At 46.5% G+C, this 16,169-nt stretch carries 17 protein-coding genes; 7 read left to right on the forward strand and 10 right to left on the reverse strand.

Annotated elements, in window-relative coordinates; genetic code table 11:
* Positions 1-114: 114 nt before the first annotated feature.
* The gene (locus tag FN124_RS00375; protein ID WP_142682817.1) at positions 115-1,050 is read right to left on the reverse strand and encodes a glycoside hydrolase family 43 protein; all 936 of its coding nucleotides are present in this window, start codon (positions 1,048-1,050) and stop codon (positions 115-117) included.
* Positions 1,051-1,171: 121 nt separating this feature from the next.
* Between FN124_RS00375 and FN124_RS00380 the strand changes: the two genes are divergently transcribed.
* On the forward strand, positions 1,172-2,257 hold the full coding sequence (locus FN124_RS00380) for an ATP-binding protein (protein WP_142682818.1): 1,086 nt from the start codon (positions 1,172-1,174) through the stop codon (positions 2,255-2,257).
* Here FN124_RS00380 and FN124_RS00385 read toward each other — a convergent pair.
* Positions 2,223-2,963 carry a LuxR C-terminal-related transcriptional regulator gene (locus tag FN124_RS00385; RefSeq protein ID WP_142682819.1) on the reverse strand — a complete coding sequence of 247 codons (741 nt, stop codon included), beginning with the start codon at positions 2,961-2,963 and terminating at the stop codon, positions 2,223-2,225. The genes FN124_RS00380 and FN124_RS00385 overlap by 35 nt on opposite strands.
* A gap of 321 nt (positions 2,964-3,284) precedes the next feature.
* Complete coding sequence (locus tag FN124_RS00390) at positions 3,285-5,090, reverse strand: serine hydrolase (protein WP_142682820.1); 1,806 nt, start codon at positions 5,088-5,090, stop codon at positions 3,285-3,287.
* A gap of 115 nt (positions 5,091-5,205) precedes the next feature.
* On the opposite strand from FN124_RS00390, the gene FN124_RS00395 reads away from it, so the two are divergent.
* Together FN124_RS00395 and FN124_RS00400 are read left to right on the forward strand one after the other, a co-directional pair.
* Positions 5,206-5,448: a carboxymuconolactone decarboxylase family protein gene (locus FN124_RS00395; RefSeq protein WP_142682821.1), complete on the forward strand. Its 243-nt coding sequence runs from the start codon at positions 5,206-5,208 to the stop codon at positions 5,446-5,448.
* Between the two features lie 73 nt (positions 5,449-5,521).
* Entirely contained in the window at positions 5,522-6,256 is a 735-nt protein-coding gene (locus FN124_RS00400) for an SDR family NAD(P)-dependent oxidoreductase (RefSeq protein ID WP_185937033.1), read from the forward strand.
* A gap of 12 nt (positions 6,257-6,268) precedes the next feature.
* On the opposite strand, the gene FN124_RS30795 is transcribed toward FN124_RS00400, so the two are convergent.
* On the reverse strand, positions 6,269-6,409 hold the full coding sequence (locus tag FN124_RS30795) for a hypothetical protein (protein WP_185937034.1): 141 nt from the start codon (positions 6,407-6,409) through the stop codon (positions 6,269-6,271).
* 119 nt (positions 6,410-6,528) lie between these two features.
* Between FN124_RS30795 and FN124_RS00405 the strand changes: the two genes are divergently transcribed.
* Positions 6,529-6,990 (forward strand): hypothetical protein, encoded by a 462-nt coding sequence (locus FN124_RS00405; protein WP_142682822.1) that lies wholly within the window; start codon positions 6,529-6,531, stop codon positions 6,988-6,990.
* Here FN124_RS00405 and FN124_RS00410 read toward each other — a convergent pair.
* Positions 6,972-7,622 carry a hypothetical protein gene (locus tag FN124_RS00410; protein WP_142682823.1) on the reverse strand — a complete coding sequence of 217 codons (651 nt, stop codon included), beginning with the start codon at positions 7,620-7,622 and terminating at the stop codon, positions 6,972-6,974. The genes FN124_RS00405 and FN124_RS00410 overlap by 19 nt on opposite strands.
* 4 nt (positions 7,623-7,626) lie before the next feature.
* Positions 7,627-8,127, reverse strand: coding sequence for an RNA polymerase sigma factor (locus FN124_RS00415; RefSeq protein WP_142682824.1), 501 nt, complete (start codon positions 8,125-8,127; stop codon positions 7,627-7,629).
* Between the two features lie 164 nt (positions 8,128-8,291).
* Between FN124_RS00415 and FN124_RS00420 the strand changes: the two genes are divergently transcribed.
* Positions 8,292-8,792: a DinB family protein gene (locus tag FN124_RS00420; protein WP_142682825.1), complete on the forward strand. Its 501-nt coding sequence runs from the start codon at positions 8,292-8,294 to the stop codon at positions 8,790-8,792.
* A gap of 65 nt (positions 8,793-8,857) precedes the next feature.
* On the opposite strand, the gene FN124_RS00425 is transcribed toward FN124_RS00420, so the two are convergent.
* Positions 8,858-9,400, reverse strand: coding sequence for a hypothetical protein (locus tag FN124_RS00425; protein WP_142682826.1), 543 nt, complete (start codon positions 9,398-9,400; stop codon positions 8,858-8,860).
* A gap of 422 nt (positions 9,401-9,822) precedes the next feature.
* Between FN124_RS00425 and FN124_RS00430 the strand changes: the two genes are divergently transcribed.
* Positions 9,823-10,932: a threonine aldolase family protein gene (locus tag FN124_RS00430; RefSeq protein ID WP_142682827.1), complete on the forward strand. Its 1,110-nt coding sequence runs from the start codon at positions 9,823-9,825 to the stop codon at positions 10,930-10,932.
* 271 nt (positions 10,933-11,203) lie between these two features.
* On the opposite strand, the gene FN124_RS00435 is transcribed toward FN124_RS00430, so the two are convergent.
* The 3 genes from FN124_RS00435 to FN124_RS00445 form a co-directional block, all read right to left on the reverse strand.
* Positions 11,204-12,439 carry an RNA polymerase sigma factor gene (locus FN124_RS00435; protein WP_142682828.1) on the reverse strand — a complete coding sequence of 412 codons (1,236 nt, stop codon included), beginning with the start codon at positions 12,437-12,439 and terminating at the stop codon, positions 11,204-11,206.
* Between the two features lie 109 nt (positions 12,440-12,548).
* The gene (locus FN124_RS00440; protein WP_142682829.1) at positions 12,549-12,890 is read right to left on the reverse strand and encodes a YciI family protein; all 342 of its coding nucleotides are present in this window, start codon (positions 12,888-12,890) and stop codon (positions 12,549-12,551) included.
* A 122-nt stretch (positions 12,891-13,012) separates the two neighbouring features.
* Positions 13,013-14,929 carry a GNAT family N-acetyltransferase gene (locus FN124_RS00445; protein ID WP_142682830.1) on the reverse strand — a complete coding sequence of 639 codons (1,917 nt, stop codon included), beginning with the start codon at positions 14,927-14,929 and terminating at the stop codon, positions 13,013-13,015.
* 168 nt (positions 14,930-15,097) lie between these two features.
* Between FN124_RS00445 and FN124_RS00450 the strand changes: the two genes are divergently transcribed.
* Positions 15,098-16,117: a LacI family DNA-binding transcriptional regulator gene (locus FN124_RS00450; protein ID WP_142682831.1), complete on the forward strand. Its 1,020-nt coding sequence runs from the start codon at positions 15,098-15,100 to the stop codon at positions 16,115-16,117.
* Positions 16,118-16,169 lie beyond the last annotated feature (52 nt).

A 16,169-nucleotide genomic window follows, 5' to 3' on the forward strand; every position in this document is an offset into this window, starting at 1 on the left:
CTATGCCGGGCTCCGGGAAAATAGAACAAAACCGACACCGGGTATTTTTTCCCCGTGCCGGCAGCAAATAAATATGGGCACTGATAATAACCCTCACTGCTGACGCAGCAACCATTACCTGTTATTAGCATTCATCAACCGCTCAAGTTCTTTGCCGGTAATAGCCAGCACGGTACCATGCCGTATTCCTTCCGGCATGGATAACTGATCCGACACATCCGTCCATGTTTTCATATCGGTGGATTCTACGGCGCCATAACGGTGTTGGGTATACTTATCAAAATACACGATCCATTTACCGGCGGTATGCAGTGCGGTGGGTCCTTCCGCCCAGTATTGGCCCGTGATGGGCGGGGAAGGTTTACCATAGCCACCGGTCAGAGTATTACTTACGGCAATACGGATATTTTTCTGCGGGGGCATTTTTGTTTCGTCTTTCAGGAACATTATAAACCGGCCTTTATCCGGAACTATACTGGCGTCGATAACATTGAAGCCCTGGTCGTATAACAATTTTGCGGGGCTGAAGTGCTGAAAATCTTTCGTGGTGACGTAATACAGCCGGTGATTATAATTACCATCGCCGGTAGTGTCGCCGGCGGTAAACCGGCCTGGAATAGTGGTGGCCCAATAGATCATATATTCCCTGCGACGGGCATCATAAGTGATTTCCGGCGCCCAGCAGTTCAGTGCCCCGGGTTCATGCGCCATTACGGGAATTTCCTTTTGGGCGGACCAGTGCAGTAGATCGGGCGATGAGGCATAGCCTATTCCTTTCTCCTTCCAGCTAACCGTCCATACCATATGAAAAAGGCCATCTGCCCCGCGGATGATGCAAGGGTCCCTCATCAGCTTGTCTCCCCCGGCGGTAGGGGTGAGCAGGGAATGGTCGTTGTTCAGCGCCTGCCATTTATAACCGTCCCGGCTATACGCCAGGTGCAGGCCATCCTGCCCGTTATCTTTAAAATAAGCAAATAAATAAACCGCATCCTGCGCGGTTGCACTGGACAGGAGTGCTGATAAAAAAACAAAAACGAGTATTTTCTTCATAAAGGACGAATATCCTTAAATATACGGCCAGGGAGCATTTTTTTAAGGAGAGCATATATTATTTCTGTCAACTTCCTATATTTACCCTCAATTTATCCAACCGCTGCTATCCCAACTGCTCATGAAAAAAACTATTACCCGCGGAAACATGTTCCGTCAGCTAAAGGCGGACCTCGGAGGTAAGGATTCTTACCGCGGAGTTACGCTTACCTATACATGGCTGGCAAACCAGTTTGGTCACTTTTCACTCGGATTTATTCCCGCTTTCATTGTATACCTGGTACTGAAGAATCATATGGATGAAGCCCGCGCCGCACTTACTGCAGCCTGGAGCATCAGCGCACTGTGGCTGGTTTTTGAGGCCATTAACTTCCTGTGGCCACTGACCATCGGGAAAAAAGGGGGTGTAAAATCATATGTATTCCAGCCGGCATGGGGCAATGTGGCTTTTGATACCGTTACAGATCTGCTGTTCTTCTGGCTCGGTGCATTTTTCTGCTCCCTGCTTTGCAAAGATACCACAATTGCCAGGGTGGTGGTAGTGGTAACCGGTGTGCTGCTGCTGTATCCTACCTATTACTGGTATCTTACTAAAATGTACCTGCAAACGCCGGGCTATCCATTCCAGTTCCGGCTTAGCCAGTGGAGCACCGAACAAATTGCCCCGGAAGATATAAACCTGATCAGGCGGTTCCTCGACAGTAATACACAGGGCATGCACCTGTTCCTGTTTGGCCCCAAGAACAGCGGCAAAACCAGCCTGAGTGTGGCTATTGCCACGGAGCTGTCTATCCGCCACTACTCCGCCGTTTATACTTCCGCCATGAAGCTGTACTGCATGTTTTATGAACAGGACGACGACACCACGGCGGATGTGCTGTGGACCTGGAGAAAGGCATCGATCCTGGTAATAGATGATATTAACCCCGGCGATCCTGTTAAGGAAGACCTGATTACTTCAGAGAGGTTCCTCAGTTTCGTGGATGGCTCATCCACCAACGATATTAACAGGACCGCACTGAAAGACACCAACGTAATATGGGTGCTGGGCAATGATGATGAGGACCGGAAACTATCTGCCACCTGGCAGAATATGCTGCACAGTATAGGAGTAGAAAGGGAAAAAATGCTTTTCCTTAACCTGGAAAAATATGCGCCGAAGAAAAAACCGGCTAAGGCAGAATATGGTTTGCAAATGCAAAGCTGATCAGATGGGTCAGGCTTTTTACATTGAAACGCTTATACATCGGTAAGATCCTTTTTTCAATGGCAGACTGTGATACGCCAAACCTTGCCGCAATTTCCTTAAAAGAATAGCCTTCAGCCACCAGGGAAAGAGCGTCTTTCTCTTTCTCAGAAATGGCATAATAGCGGAACAGCTGCTTATTCAGCTCTTCTTCGAACTCGGATTTCTCCGGTCCGTATGCCGCATAACGCATTACATTGCCGAATTTGATACTCTCATTTTTCTGGGAGTGGCCTATAATACTGGTCACCTTTCCCTGCTCGGTTGTAAATACGCCTACTTTGGAAATGAGGGGCACAGGGGTACCATTCTTATGGATCTTTTTCAGTTCTATGGTAAAGCTGTATGGTTCGTCCCCTATATATTTGTTATGAAGGAACATCAGGGCCTTGTCGTTCAGTTCATTGGAGAAAGGAGCATATTCAGGCGCGGTAATATTTACAATGGTGAGCATGCTGATCTCATTGTCTGCATAACCCAGCAGGTCTTCCCAGCCGTCGGCATACAGCATCCTGTTCTCCTTAAAAGAATATATATAGATGGCTTCATCCGCAAACCGGCGGATCGTATTTTTATAATGTAATGCTTCCGGGCTGGTAAGATCAGCCGGTACATCTGTAATAAATGCTTTCGAATAGCTTCCAAACGCCAACTTATCAGGATGCATCTTTTTGATGGTAAAAATAATAAAGAATAGCTTAACCTGCGAATTTTCGCAGTTGATTCCCCTTCTTCTGCGTTATACTTTTGTGCCTGTAATACAATCCTTTATGGATTAACAGGAATAACAGCTAATGGCCTTTTATCCGGAGATCCCGTCAAATGCAGATCTGGCAACGATCTGTATGACAGGTGGGATCCCAGTAACACCCCAATGTTAAATTTAAAAGTGTGTCTTAACGCCGTTGTTTCATAACCCGGCCCCATTCAATAAATACAATGTTCCCCAAAACCGGTGCAGTAATACAGAACTGCACCGGTTTTTCTTTTATTTACCGGCTTCCTTTTCCGCACGGAAAGAGCCATTCGGCTGCATGGAAATTAATGCCACCACCTTGTCTTTATCATCCTTTATAAACTTCACCCTGAAGTCTTTCAGTTCCAAGATCCGGAAAGTGGTGTTGTCTGTAGCTTCCAGCGTATACACCGGCTGGCCCGGTACTTCCATTATCAGCGCTTTGACATCCGAAAGTCTGATCGTTACCGGCACAGACCCTATCTTATAAATACCCTTAAACTGCTCCAGCGAGGCAGGAGGCAACACTACCGGCCGGGAAACACGCTCAAATATAACCGGGTCGCCGTCATAATTAAAACTTAACCGGTCAATCTCCCCGCTGTTATTCATCAGGAACTGTATCCGCATATTCGACTTATACTTTACATCGATCACGGTATCCGCAGCGTCGAAGGGAGAGAAGATGTTATAGTCCTCATGGTTCAGGTACCAGGTTATTTCAGGGAATGTGGCAAACAGGGAATCTTTCTTAACAGAAATATTAAAATCCCCGTAGGCATTATTCTTAAACACTCCCGCAAATGCTGTTAACGGATGTGTAGCCGGGTGCGGACTGAAAGTGGAATCTGTAAAGGGCTTTGGTCCCTCCTCCCCTTTATGTTGCTTTTCCTTTGGCTTCGCCTCTTCGGCAACACCCAGCAACCGGTCGGTGATCAGGTTGGTGACCTTCGTCGGTATAGCGGAATTATTCTGGTTGCTCAGCACCACGATACCGAAACTGTCTGTTGGATAAAAGGTAGTTAGCGCAGTAAATCCGTCTATATTCCCGCCATGCTCTACCCGGTAGTGCCCCCGGTAGGAAAACAACATCCAGCCAAGACCATAATCGGCAAACTGTACATACGGGTTTTTCTTGTCTGGCAGCCCTCCGGGGATGACCATCTGGGGAGAAATTGCTTCTTTCAGGTAGTCTGCAGGAATGATTTCTTTCCCGTTATATTTTCCTCCATTGATCCAGGTGATGAGCCATTTAGACATATCTGTTACCGTGCTGTTGATAGCGCCGGCAGGCCCCATGGCAACAATGGCGTGATACTTCTTTTCTTTGATCTCGTTTTTATCGGTTAGCTCGTACCCCCGCGACGCTTCTTCCGCAGCCGCCAGGGAAACAGCGCCAATGGACGATTCGCTCATACCCAGCGGTTGAAAGAAGCGGTTGGTGATGTTCTGTTCCCACGACTGCCCGGTTAACTTTTCCGCCACCATGCCCTGTACCATAAACATAAAGTTATTGTATTGCCAGCGGGCCCGTAGCGGCGCATTGGGCTTCATAAAATGTATCCGTTTCAGCAGCGAGTCCCTTGAATCGGTTTCAAAAAGATACCAGGACAGGTCGTAACGGGAGAAGCCTGTCCGGTGGCACATCATATCACGCAGGGTTACCTGGGTGTTAAGATAAGGATCTGAAAAATCCAGCGCCGGCAGGTAAATGGTAGCCGGCTTATCAAAATCTACCTTTCCTTCCTTGCGTAACCCGCCCAGCAAGGCACTGGTAAAAGCCTTGGTACAGGAGCCGATAGCAAACCGGGTATGTGCTGTAATGGGTAATTTACGGGCTACATCCCGGTAGCCGAAGCCCTTTGAAAATATCACCTGGTCTTTTTCCACCACTGCCACCGCAAAGCCAGCCCCATTTGCTTCCTGCAAAATACCGGCTAACGCCGCATCTATCTTTTCGAGTCTGTTATTTTTAACGGGAGTTTGGGCAGTAGCCGCTGCCGCCATAGTTAAACAACACAGGCTGGAGATCCACCTGTTTATTATAGGTACCATCATCGGGTTAATGTATTACTGTATAAGATTACAGTAAATAACCGGATTAAGCAAACCCTCCTCCAGGCCATCTTAAAGTGTTGTTATTTTCGCATGTAACCGGATACAGTAATGGTACGTGAATCCGTCATGCAGGCATAAAAGTCGGGGTTACGGGCCGCTGCTGGATTACGTTACCGCGCTTACAAAAGATAAAAACGTAAGCCCCGCCACTTTTAACCGTATGGCGGAATATTACTCCAACCGGCAGATCTGTGAAATCGTTTGGTTGGTGGCCAGCGAACATCTTTACAATATCACCAACATCGGTTTGAATATTCACTCCGATATGCTGTGCGATATCAGTAAAAGAAAATCCTGAAGGAGGAATACGCGGGGGAGTTATTTCTCCCGCCATGCGCCTAATCGCCGGACAATGACTATTTTTACGGCCTATGAGTAATTATGCCATTAAAACAGTGCTTGTACTCGGCGCTAATTCTGATGTAGCCAAAGAAGCAATATTACTATACCTGGAGAAGGGCTACCATGTTATTGCTGCATCCCGCAGCACGGAAGAAATTGCGGCGTTTATGAAAGCCCGGAATGCCGCTGCACATCAGCTATCCATCTGTTACTTTGATGCCACTGCATTCAGCGATCATCCGGCATTTTATGCAGCACTACCCTCCAAACCGCATATCGTGGTATACGCAGCAGGCTTCCAGGTAACCAATGAACAGGCACTGGCAAACTGGGATGGCAGTTACCGGATGATAAATGTGCTTTATGCCGGCGCTGTATCCATCCTTAATATCATTGCCACTGATACAGCCAACACGCACCTGGAACGCATCATTGGCCTGTCGTCGCTTTCCGGTGTACGCGGCCGCAAAAGCAATTTTGTGTACGGGAGCACCAAATCGGCATTTACCCAATACCTGGCAGGGTTACGCCAGTATCTCTTCTCCCGGAAAATTATTGTAAATGTAATTATAGCAGGATATATCCGGAGCAAAATGACTGCAGGACTGGATCTCCCGGAATACCTGTTAATGGAGCCGGCCTTTATTGCCCGTAAAATAGTGAATGCCGGCAGCAGTTTTGCAATAGTGCCCGGGAGCAAATGGAAGATCATTTATTTTATACTGAAGTATCTGCCGGAAAAACTGGTGGCGAAGCTGCCCTGAACCAGCCGGTATCTACACACCGGTTTCTTCATCTATTTTACCATCTGTAAGATGAATAGTATGATCTGACCTCCTGGCAATATCTTCATCATGGGTAACCATTAATATCGTTTGCCCTTTTTCTGACGATAATTTTTTAAAGAGATCAAACACCACTGCAGAATTATACGGACTTTACGGAAGATGAATTCCTTCCTTTACCGGACCTGGAGCTATTGGCAGGCAACAAACAGCTTATTGAACTCAATAACCTCCTTCCTATACTTTCCGCTGTGATGACAAAGTTTGCCGTTAACGAAAATAACGGGGGGATTAACTTTGAACAGGAACTGCTGGTAGATATGGTCATTGATTACGTTAAGTATGATCTTTACTGGAATAATTTTTCACAGATAGATGCTCCCTACAGCAATCTCACAGGGTTTATGAACCGGTTAGACGAGCTCACAAGAAACTTTATTACACATCCCTACATCGCTAATGTAAAAGGGAATTCCTACCAGGAGCGGCTGATCCAGGCTGTTAGCCAGCTTATTGCCACCAACCAGACAAAGGAAGCCATTAAACTGCTGACAAGAGCGGACAGCATTTCTACAATAGCACAACAATTAAACTTACCGACCAGCCAGGTGTTCCGGAACTTTGATACGTACAATGATATTTATAATAAGATGAAGCCCACGCAACAGGCAGGCGATTTTCCGGCCGGAGATCATTATTCTTCCACCTTATAGCCCCTCACCTGGCCCAGCAACTCCATTGATCTGATAATAGGATCCCATTCCCGGCCGCCGAAAATCAGCCGGAACCATTTCTTATCCCTGTTTTCATAGCGGATATTAAAAAACAACCAGACAGCAAGGCTGGTAAATGCCACTGTTACCAATAGCTGGATCAGTACCAGTAGTGTACCGGCCTGTAGGAGCCCGGCCTCACTCAGGTAAAAGGTTGTCCACACAGGTAGTTGCAGGAAAAGCAACCTCGCTACCCAAAGTGTGGATGATTTCAACCGCGACAGCTTCTCCTGCACAGCCAGCACCGGCCCATCTATATCTACCTGCTGCACCAGGATCAGCTGGTAGATGTAAATGCCTATCGCCAGTTTCGTCAGTAATACCTGGATACCAGCCGACACCAGGAAAAATGGGCTGGCACTATGTAATAAACGAACAATCAGCATGTCTACAAAGGCCACCCAGCATAATCCGATAAAGATGGCAAAAATTTTTACAGGCTTCATAGACACCATAAATCGCTGCACTTTGATCCGGGTAATATCCGTTGCTAATTCCCGGTTAAGCAGGAGGGTTTCCTCCAATTTCTGATCATAAGACTTCCAGAGATGAATCAATTCTTTGTCTTCCATTTTGCTACTTTTTGACGGACGAAAATTTCTGTTTTAAGCCCCCTTTGATCCTTGCAATTTTAGTAGCTACATTTGTTTCAGACAACCCCATAATGTTCCCGATCTCCCGGTAACTTTTCTCTTCGAGGTACAGCAACATCACTGCCTTGTCCAGCTCCCTGAGCTCTGCAATAAAGCGTTGTAACAAGCTAATGTCCTCCGAAGTGTCATCTTTTACATTAGTGTCTACCAATTGCAGGATTTCTTCCGATAAGGGATTAGAAACCTGCTTGCGACGGGTTCTTTTACGGTGAAATGAAATAGCAACATTTAGTGCAATACGATAAATCCAGGTAGAATACTTTGCCTCGCCGGTATAGCTGTTAAATGACCGCCACAACTGAACAATGATTTCCTGGACAAGATCTTTCCTGTCCTCCGCCTCCTGGCAGTAGGAATGGGCTATCTTATAGATAATGCCTTTATTTGCCTGTAGAACAGCAAGAAATAGATCAGTTGGATTCATTCTTTGAATGCTATTTCTTAATTATTCGCATCAATGGTTAAAAAATCACAGGTGCTGAGATTTTTTTTGGGGGACAAGGGGATCCCCGGAGCCATATCATAAATATAGCTTTTTCGCCATTAACGCCGAATCTCCTACATTTGCCGGAATCATCTTTAAAAAAAATGACCCGATCATTCAGAAAGGGCGCTATCGGCGCACTGCTCGATGAATACGAAAAAGCGCTCTCAGCACTGAAAGAAGTGATTAAAACAATACCCGATCACGCACTCACTGTTATCATCGATCCTGATACGGCCGATGACAACTGCCGTTCTGTTCAAACTATTCTGTCGCATGTGGTCAGCTCAGGATTTGGTTACGCTACCAGTATTCACAACCTCCACGGCCATCAGTTGGCAAGACCTGCCAAAGTATTTCACCTGAGCATTGGCGAATACATGGAAGACCTGGACCAGGTATTCATCTTCACAGAAAAAGTATTCAGCGCATTTAAAGATAATGAGCTGGAACAAACGGATGATGCGCTTAAAATAAAAGCAGGCTGGGGCCAGGTATACGACATAGAACAAATGGCGGAACACGCCATTGTGCATATACTCCGGCACAGGAGGCAAATTGAAAGAATTAAACTACAGCAGCTCGCGGATGCATTAAACCGGTGATTTCATCCCCTGCCGGCGGATCATCCGCATTTACCCGGGGAATTGATTACACGCGCCCATTTATCTTAAAATACAATTCCTACTATAAACAAACTTGCGTTCACCGACTTATCGCCGAATACAACACCCTGGTCTTCTTCCGATACCCTGTCGGGATAGCGGTACTTGTATCCGCGGTAAATATAAGAAGCAAACACGCCTATCCTGCTAAAGTGCCAGGCGACACCGGCTCCCACGCCATAAAAGTATTTGCCTGATTCATTGAAAGTAACTGATTCCTGCCCGCTTCCCGATGGCACCTCTGCCGTGCGGCTTACATTATAACCGTTCCGTCCGAATTGCCCTGCAACATACGGATCTATATGTCCGAAGCGATGTTTGATCTTCACATCCGCAAATACAGGGATCAATGTATGACCGTTATAGGAAGTGAGCTCTACACCGGGACCCACACTGATGTTGTGATGCAGTAAATCCACATTGGCGGTTGCCCCGCCTCCGCCACTGCCATCGTGGATCATTCCATAAGCATATCCATATAACAATTTCTCGCGCTGCGCGAAAGTAAAAAGCGGTAAGCAGAGTAAAAAGAGCAGTATATTTTTCATGATCATACGATATTCTGTTCTCTTTTAACAACCAGCCGAATGAGCGCAGCTTTTTTTGCGCCAGCTCTACGTTGGGAAGGTATCCTTCGGTAGCGAATATACGAAGTTGCTCCTTATCCGGCAATAGGCTTAAAAACTCGCCACCACCGGTATCCAGGTCAAGAAGGGTGCAGCCCGGTTTCAGGTAACGGCAAATCATTATAAAATAGTTCCAGGGTAAAGGACTTTCCATCATCCTACCGGTATTGGTGAGATACTAAAATCCCACCCCGTTGCTTTTTCTTCCTGCATACATCTTTTTTTAAAGTTACATAACTATGTGATGCCGCAAAAAAGATACCTGATCACAATGAAAAGGGATGCTCTCCGTTTATTATATTTACCGGGCAGACCCATAAATATCTTTCAAAAAAAATACTACTATGACCTATATTCAACGCAGGCATTTTCTGAGAGCAGCCTCCCTCAGTGCGTTGGCAGGCGCCCTTCCATGGGCATCAAAAGCTGCACCACGGCGCAACAATGTGAATCCCGAAAAAGACAGCGAAAGGGTTTATTTTATCAACGACGGTATCTTCTACAAACCGGTGGATTATATTGAACAACTTCAACTTATCCAGCAACAACACGCTATCACAAGAGATTTTTACGGCAGCGATGGTACCATGAAAGAGCTGCTGGACAAATGCTGCGAAATAACCGGCAAAGAAGCCGCTATATATATGCCTTCCGGCACTCTGGCCAACCAGCTGGCATTACAGGTGCTTTCCGGTGATCATCCCAAAGTGATAGTACAGGAAAGCAGCCACGTTTACCGCGATGAAGCCGATGCAGCGCAAACCATCTTTAACAAGCGGCTGATCCCATTGGGAAAAGACAAAGCTGCATTCACATTGGAAGAGCTGAAGCAGGCCATCAGCTGGCATAAAGCAGAAGAAGCATTTGAAGCACCCATCGGCGCGTTATCTATAGAAACGCCGGTAAGAAGATGCTCCAATAGTTTTTTTCCTTTGGAAGATATCAACACTATTACCGCCTATTGCCGGGAACTGGGCATTAAGACCCACCTGGATGGAGCGCGGTTGCATATTTCCGCTGCATTTACCGGTACTAAAGTAATCGACTATACGAAAACATTTGACACTAAAATGCCACACCTGCTGAAAGTGCATGGAGGCGGTATTTTTACAAACTGGGGGAATGCTGCTATGGCACTACACCACTTACAGGATATTGACAAAGTGTTAGAGGAATCTATCCGGAAATCCAATGCACTCTTTAAAGAACTGAACAAGATCATCGGGATAAAAATAAGCCCGAAGGAAAGAGGCACCAATATTTTTGACCTGTACTTTGATCAACAGATCGACACCATAAAAACCGCAAAATGGCTGCGGGAAGAGAAAGGGATCATTGTGGGCCAGCCACAGTCGTACGGCGCTTCGCGTATGACCGTCAACCCCACTATCCTGAGAAAGGATAATGCCGCTATTACAGACGCCTTTTCAAAAGCGCTGCGCAGCCATAGCTGAGGTTATCTTTTTAATGGCATCACTGCCGCAACGCCGCTGGGATCGCTGTATAACATGCCGAAGTTTGCGCTGGAAGGTTTTACAGCGGGATTATACTATGAATTGAAACCACTCAATGTTGAATTGCGGCTCATCGAACAGGGCGGTACGACCTCGCTACCCGCAACAACAAGCAATTCCGCACGGTTATCAGCAATACGGGCAACCAGCTGATGGTGCTGGGAAATTCAGCTCCTATAGAAGCATACCAGGAACAAATGTCGCAGCAATTTCAATAAGTCAGCAAATCCAGCTTTTGCCGGATAGTTCGTTTATCCGTTTCCGTTTTAGCGAGTAATAATGCTTTCTGAAGATGGGCAACGGCAAGGGTACTGTTGATGCCGGTATACAATTCACCGAGGAGCACAAAATAATAATGGTTATCCGTTAGCTGCAGCTTCTCCGCTTCTGCTATGGCGGCTTCCTTTCCATTGGCTTTTGACAATGCATACGTTCTGTTCAGCGCGGCCACCGGCGAATAGCTGATCTGCAGCAAACGGTTATACAGTTGCAGGATACTTTCCCACTTTTCCGGTGTGTCCTGCTTTTGTGTATTCCAATAGGCAATGGTAGCTTCCAGGTGGTAACGGGATAGTTTCTTTTCGCCGCCCGAAGCTTCATGCAGGAACCACGCCCCCCTGGCGATCAGCGTTTCATTCCACAACGATTCATCCTGGTCCTGGTAAAGGATAATTTCACCGTTCTCATTCCTGCGGGCTTCAAAGCGGGAAGCATGAAAACACATCAGTGCAAGCAATGCCTTTACCTCCGGCGTATTGGTGGCCGCATTTCCGATCAGCAGGTAAGTAAGCCGCATAGCCTCCAGGCATAAGTCTTCCCGTAGCACAGCATCCTGGCTTTCCGAATAATATCCTTCATTAAAAAGCAGGTACAGGGTGGTAAGCACGCTGTCCAGCCGTTTGGGGATCTCTGTTTCCGGTGGAAATGTGATCTCCACTTTTTCCTCCCGCAACTTCTCCTTCGCCCGGAACAGGCGCTTATTGATAATTTCCTTATTAGTTAAAAAAGCATTGGCAATTTCTGTGATCCCAAAACCGCAGAGTATGCGAAGTGCAAGCCCTATCTGCGCTTCTTCAGAAATACAGGGATGGCAAATGGCAAAGATCATCTGCAACTGGCTGTCGGTGATATTCTCTTCCGATAAATCAATCTCCGGCACTTCTATTCCGGATGTCCTGTTTCTTAGCTGGACAGCAATTTTTTCTGCAAACAACTTATTACGCTGAAAATAATTCTTCGCTTTGTTTTTGGCCACGAGATACAACCAGGCTGTTGGATTTTCAGGAACGCCTTTATAGGGCCATATTTCCATGGCCGACAGGAAGGTTTCCGCGGCAATATCTTCCGCTACTTCCATGTGCGCTATACCAAAAGCCTTGCAAAGCACAGCTATGATTTTCCGGAACTCTGTCCGGAACAGGTGCGGTATTAAGCCAGGTTGTTCCATAAAAAAAACATGAGGGGTATCAAAAGTAATCTGATGGTACTGAGGGTTATTTTCCTGCTACCTGAAATACCAGGGAGAAATTACTTTTGATATCCCCTCCGTATAATTTTTAATGACGCTCCACCTTCCTTACTTCCACGGTATTGCCGTCGCCCTGTAATACGGGGCTTCCTTTTGCAAACTCCACCGCTTCTTCTATGGATGCAGCTTTCACAATAATGTACCCGCCGATAGTTTCTTTAATTTCACCGAAAGGCCCGTTGGTCACTACGTTGTTGTGATGCACCACCCTGCTGTCGGCAAAAGGCAGACCGTTCCCTTCCACAAATTTGTTTTGCGCGGCAATCCCGCCGATCCAATCCATTGTTTGTTTCATCCAAACCTGGATTTGTTCCGGGGAGGCTACTTTATTGCCATCCTCGTGTCTGAAAATCAACATGAATTCTTCCATCTTTTTAAGTTTTAAGTGTGATAATATACCTTATAACAAATGGAATGGCAGCAATTGGACATGCCTGCCCAAATATAATTAACAGAAGTGGAATATGGCTCATGCTGCTTTCGTGAGGAATACTATAGCCCGTTATTGGCTGGGCTTCCTAAGCGATAAACGCGGAAACCATCATCGAACACAGCTCCAGTCTCTGTTCTAATGGCTTTGGCGGCCCTGTGGATCCGCTCCTTCCCTATTTCACAAATATTTTTATAGCCTGCATGATAAGCTTCACTGTCTTCATCCGTAGGTTGGGGCTCCTGAACCAGGATAAATTTCCGCTGTTTCCCGGTGAGCGCTGCTACTGAATACACTGCATGTGCTGTAGTGGCGGACCCTGAAAAGAAATCCAGTATTATATCATCTTCATCTGTAGCAAGGGCAATTAATTCAGCGATCAGGGATACCGGTTTTGAATACTCAAATATTTTCTCCCCGAACAATTTGCTCATATCTTTTTTTGCGTTATCGTTTGAGAAACGGTTATCAATAAGATCAAGGCTGGAGAAGGATTTTGTCCTTTCTTTCATTTCCACGGAATACCGGTCGCCCGCACGGGAAATGGTAGCTTTCTCGTATGTTTTGGTATAGATCCGGTAACCGTTCCTTGATCGCTTCAGCACTACAAAACCGTTCTTTCTTCCAAATTCATATAGCTCTTTACTCCATCTCCAGCAGAAATCACTTTTAGGATTTCGTTGCTGTCTTTTGAGCATTTCCTCACGGGTGACATTTCCGGGGCGCAATACCTGCCCTTCTATTTCAATTTCATAATCCATGGAAGGAGAATACTGAATGGAGCTGTAATCCAGGGTCTGGCTTAATTTATACCGGCCTCTTTCTGCTTCATACTCATCCGAATGAACATACCCTGCAGCATCAAAACGGGAAGTGTTAAAACGGGTGGAGGGCGACCTGCGGTAGCACAACACATAATCATTATTCCTGGCGATCATGCTGGTTGATTTACCGGCTTTTTTTGTGATGCGTGGCAGGCAACTTACAAAGTTCATCTCCCCGAAAATTTCATCACAGATCCTCCTTAAATTGGGTAGTTCGCGGTCGTCAATAGAAATAAAGATGATACCGTCTTCCCGCAATAATGTACCGGCCAGCTTCAGGCGGGGGTACATCATAGACAGCCAGCTGGCATGATACCTGCCACTGGCTTCGGGATCCGGCATTGCTTCATCCTGCTCACTGAGCATATGATAGCTGGCGCTGCTTTGCCTGAAATTATCGTGGTATACAAATTTCCGCCCGGTATTATAAGGAGGGTCGATATAAATCATTTTGATGCTGCCGGTATATTGCTGATGCAGCAGTTTCAGCACTTCAAGATTATCTCCTTCAATATAGATATTCTCCGTTCCATCAAAATTCACCCCATCTGTTTTCACCGCATGCAACACCTGTGTGGCCGGCAAGCCGGCAATGGCCATAGCTGCGCGTTTCCCCGGCCATTCCAGGCTGTATCTTTCCTTTGGGCCTTCCTGTTGCAGCAGCCAGTCGGCTTTCTGCAACACCATATTATAGGTATTCCATACCGCTTCGCCTACTTTGGTTGTGCCTGCCATATCCGGGTTGATCCTAAATCCCAGTTGCGTGTAACAGGCCACGGCATTGTGGTTCCATTCGAATACGTTCAGATCAACCGCCGTATGCTCCGTTGTGCTGAATAAACGGTTCACCATTTCCTTTACCACCTGCTTGCCCAAGCCCTTGTTGCGCATGCTTTTTTCCCCGATCAGGATACGCGACAGGCGGGGCATCTCTTTTTCGAAATTCAGTTCACAGTGCCCGATCACCTGTCCTGTTTCCAGCAGGCGGATCTTAAAAGGCTGCTTCTTTGTTTGCTGCAGGTATGCGGTCAGCTGCTCATGGGTTAGCGGGTAAGTAAACAACGGACCTGCAAACTGGACCAGTGCTTCTTCATTGTCGACCCACGAGATAAAACGATCAAAATCCGCGGCAGTAAATCTTTCCAGCTGTATCATACCCTTAAAAGTAGACCATTGCCACTAAAATTACAAATGCCAGGCGGGGTAGCATCCGTCTTCCATCCCCCACTTTCCTTTTATAAAAAATAAGGAAGAAGTACTTCCCTCAAAAAAAAATTCCCTCAAAAACTTGCAAACTTAAACGTTTAAGCATATTTTTAAAAGATGAAGAAAGTCTCGCTGAAAGATATCGCTACCGAAGCAGGTGTATCCACTGCGCTGGTATCTTATGTGCTGACCAACAAGGATAAGAAAGCCCGTGTGGGGGAAGGCATGGCAAAAAAGATCCGCGAAATTGCGCGGAAGCTGAATTACCAGCCCAATCACATTGCCCGCAGCCTGAAAAGCGGCAGGTCGTTCACTATTGGCCTGATCGTGGCGGATATTTCCAATCCTTTCTTTGCCAATATTGCACGTACCATTGAAGACGAAGCCAAAAAAAATAATTACAACGTGATCTTTGGCAGTTCGGATGAAAACGTGGATAAGTCGCAGGACCTGATCAATGTGCTGGTAAACCGCCAGGTCGATGGCCTGATCATCACACCTACTGAAGGATCTGAGCAGCAGCTGCAGCAACTGAAGGAACAGAAGATCCCGTTTGTGCTGATCGACCGGTTCTTTCCCGGCATTGCAGCCAGCTATATTGCGGTCAACAACCGGGAATCCGCAGCTGGCGCCGTATCGCATCTTATTAAGGCCGGCAGGAAACGGATTGGCATGGTGGCGTATAAAACCACCCTGCATCATATCAGCGAGCGGATTGGCGGTTACCAGGATGCATTACAACAACATAAAATAAAGGCCGGCAACAGTTGGCTGAAGAAAGCAAGATACTCGCATCTGAAAGAAGATATACAGCTGGCTATTGACCAGCTGCTGAAAGGAAAACAGCCGGCAGATGCCATTTTTTTTGCCACCAACAGCCTGGCCATAGAGGGACTGAAATATATTAACACACTTGGCATACGCATACCGGATGAACTGGCAGTGATCACATTTGACGAAGGAGAAGCGCTGGACCTGTTTTATGCGCCTGTAACATTTGTAAGGCAGCCGATCCTTGAAATAGGAAAAGCAGCAGTACGTGTGTTGCTGGAGCAGATTGCAGATGATACTTCCGCCACTACGGCCATTAGTATTGATACCACGCTGGTAGTAAGGAAATCCTGCGGAAGCCGGTGATCTTTAAAACACGTATGAAAATGATCCTTTAAAATATATCATTTTGCTTAAA

Source organism: Chitinophaga polysaccharea (assembly GCF_902150045.1).
GTDB classification, from domain to species: domain Bacteria; phylum Bacteroidota; class Bacteroidia; order Chitinophagales; family Chitinophagaceae; genus Chitinophaga; species Chitinophaga polysaccharea_A.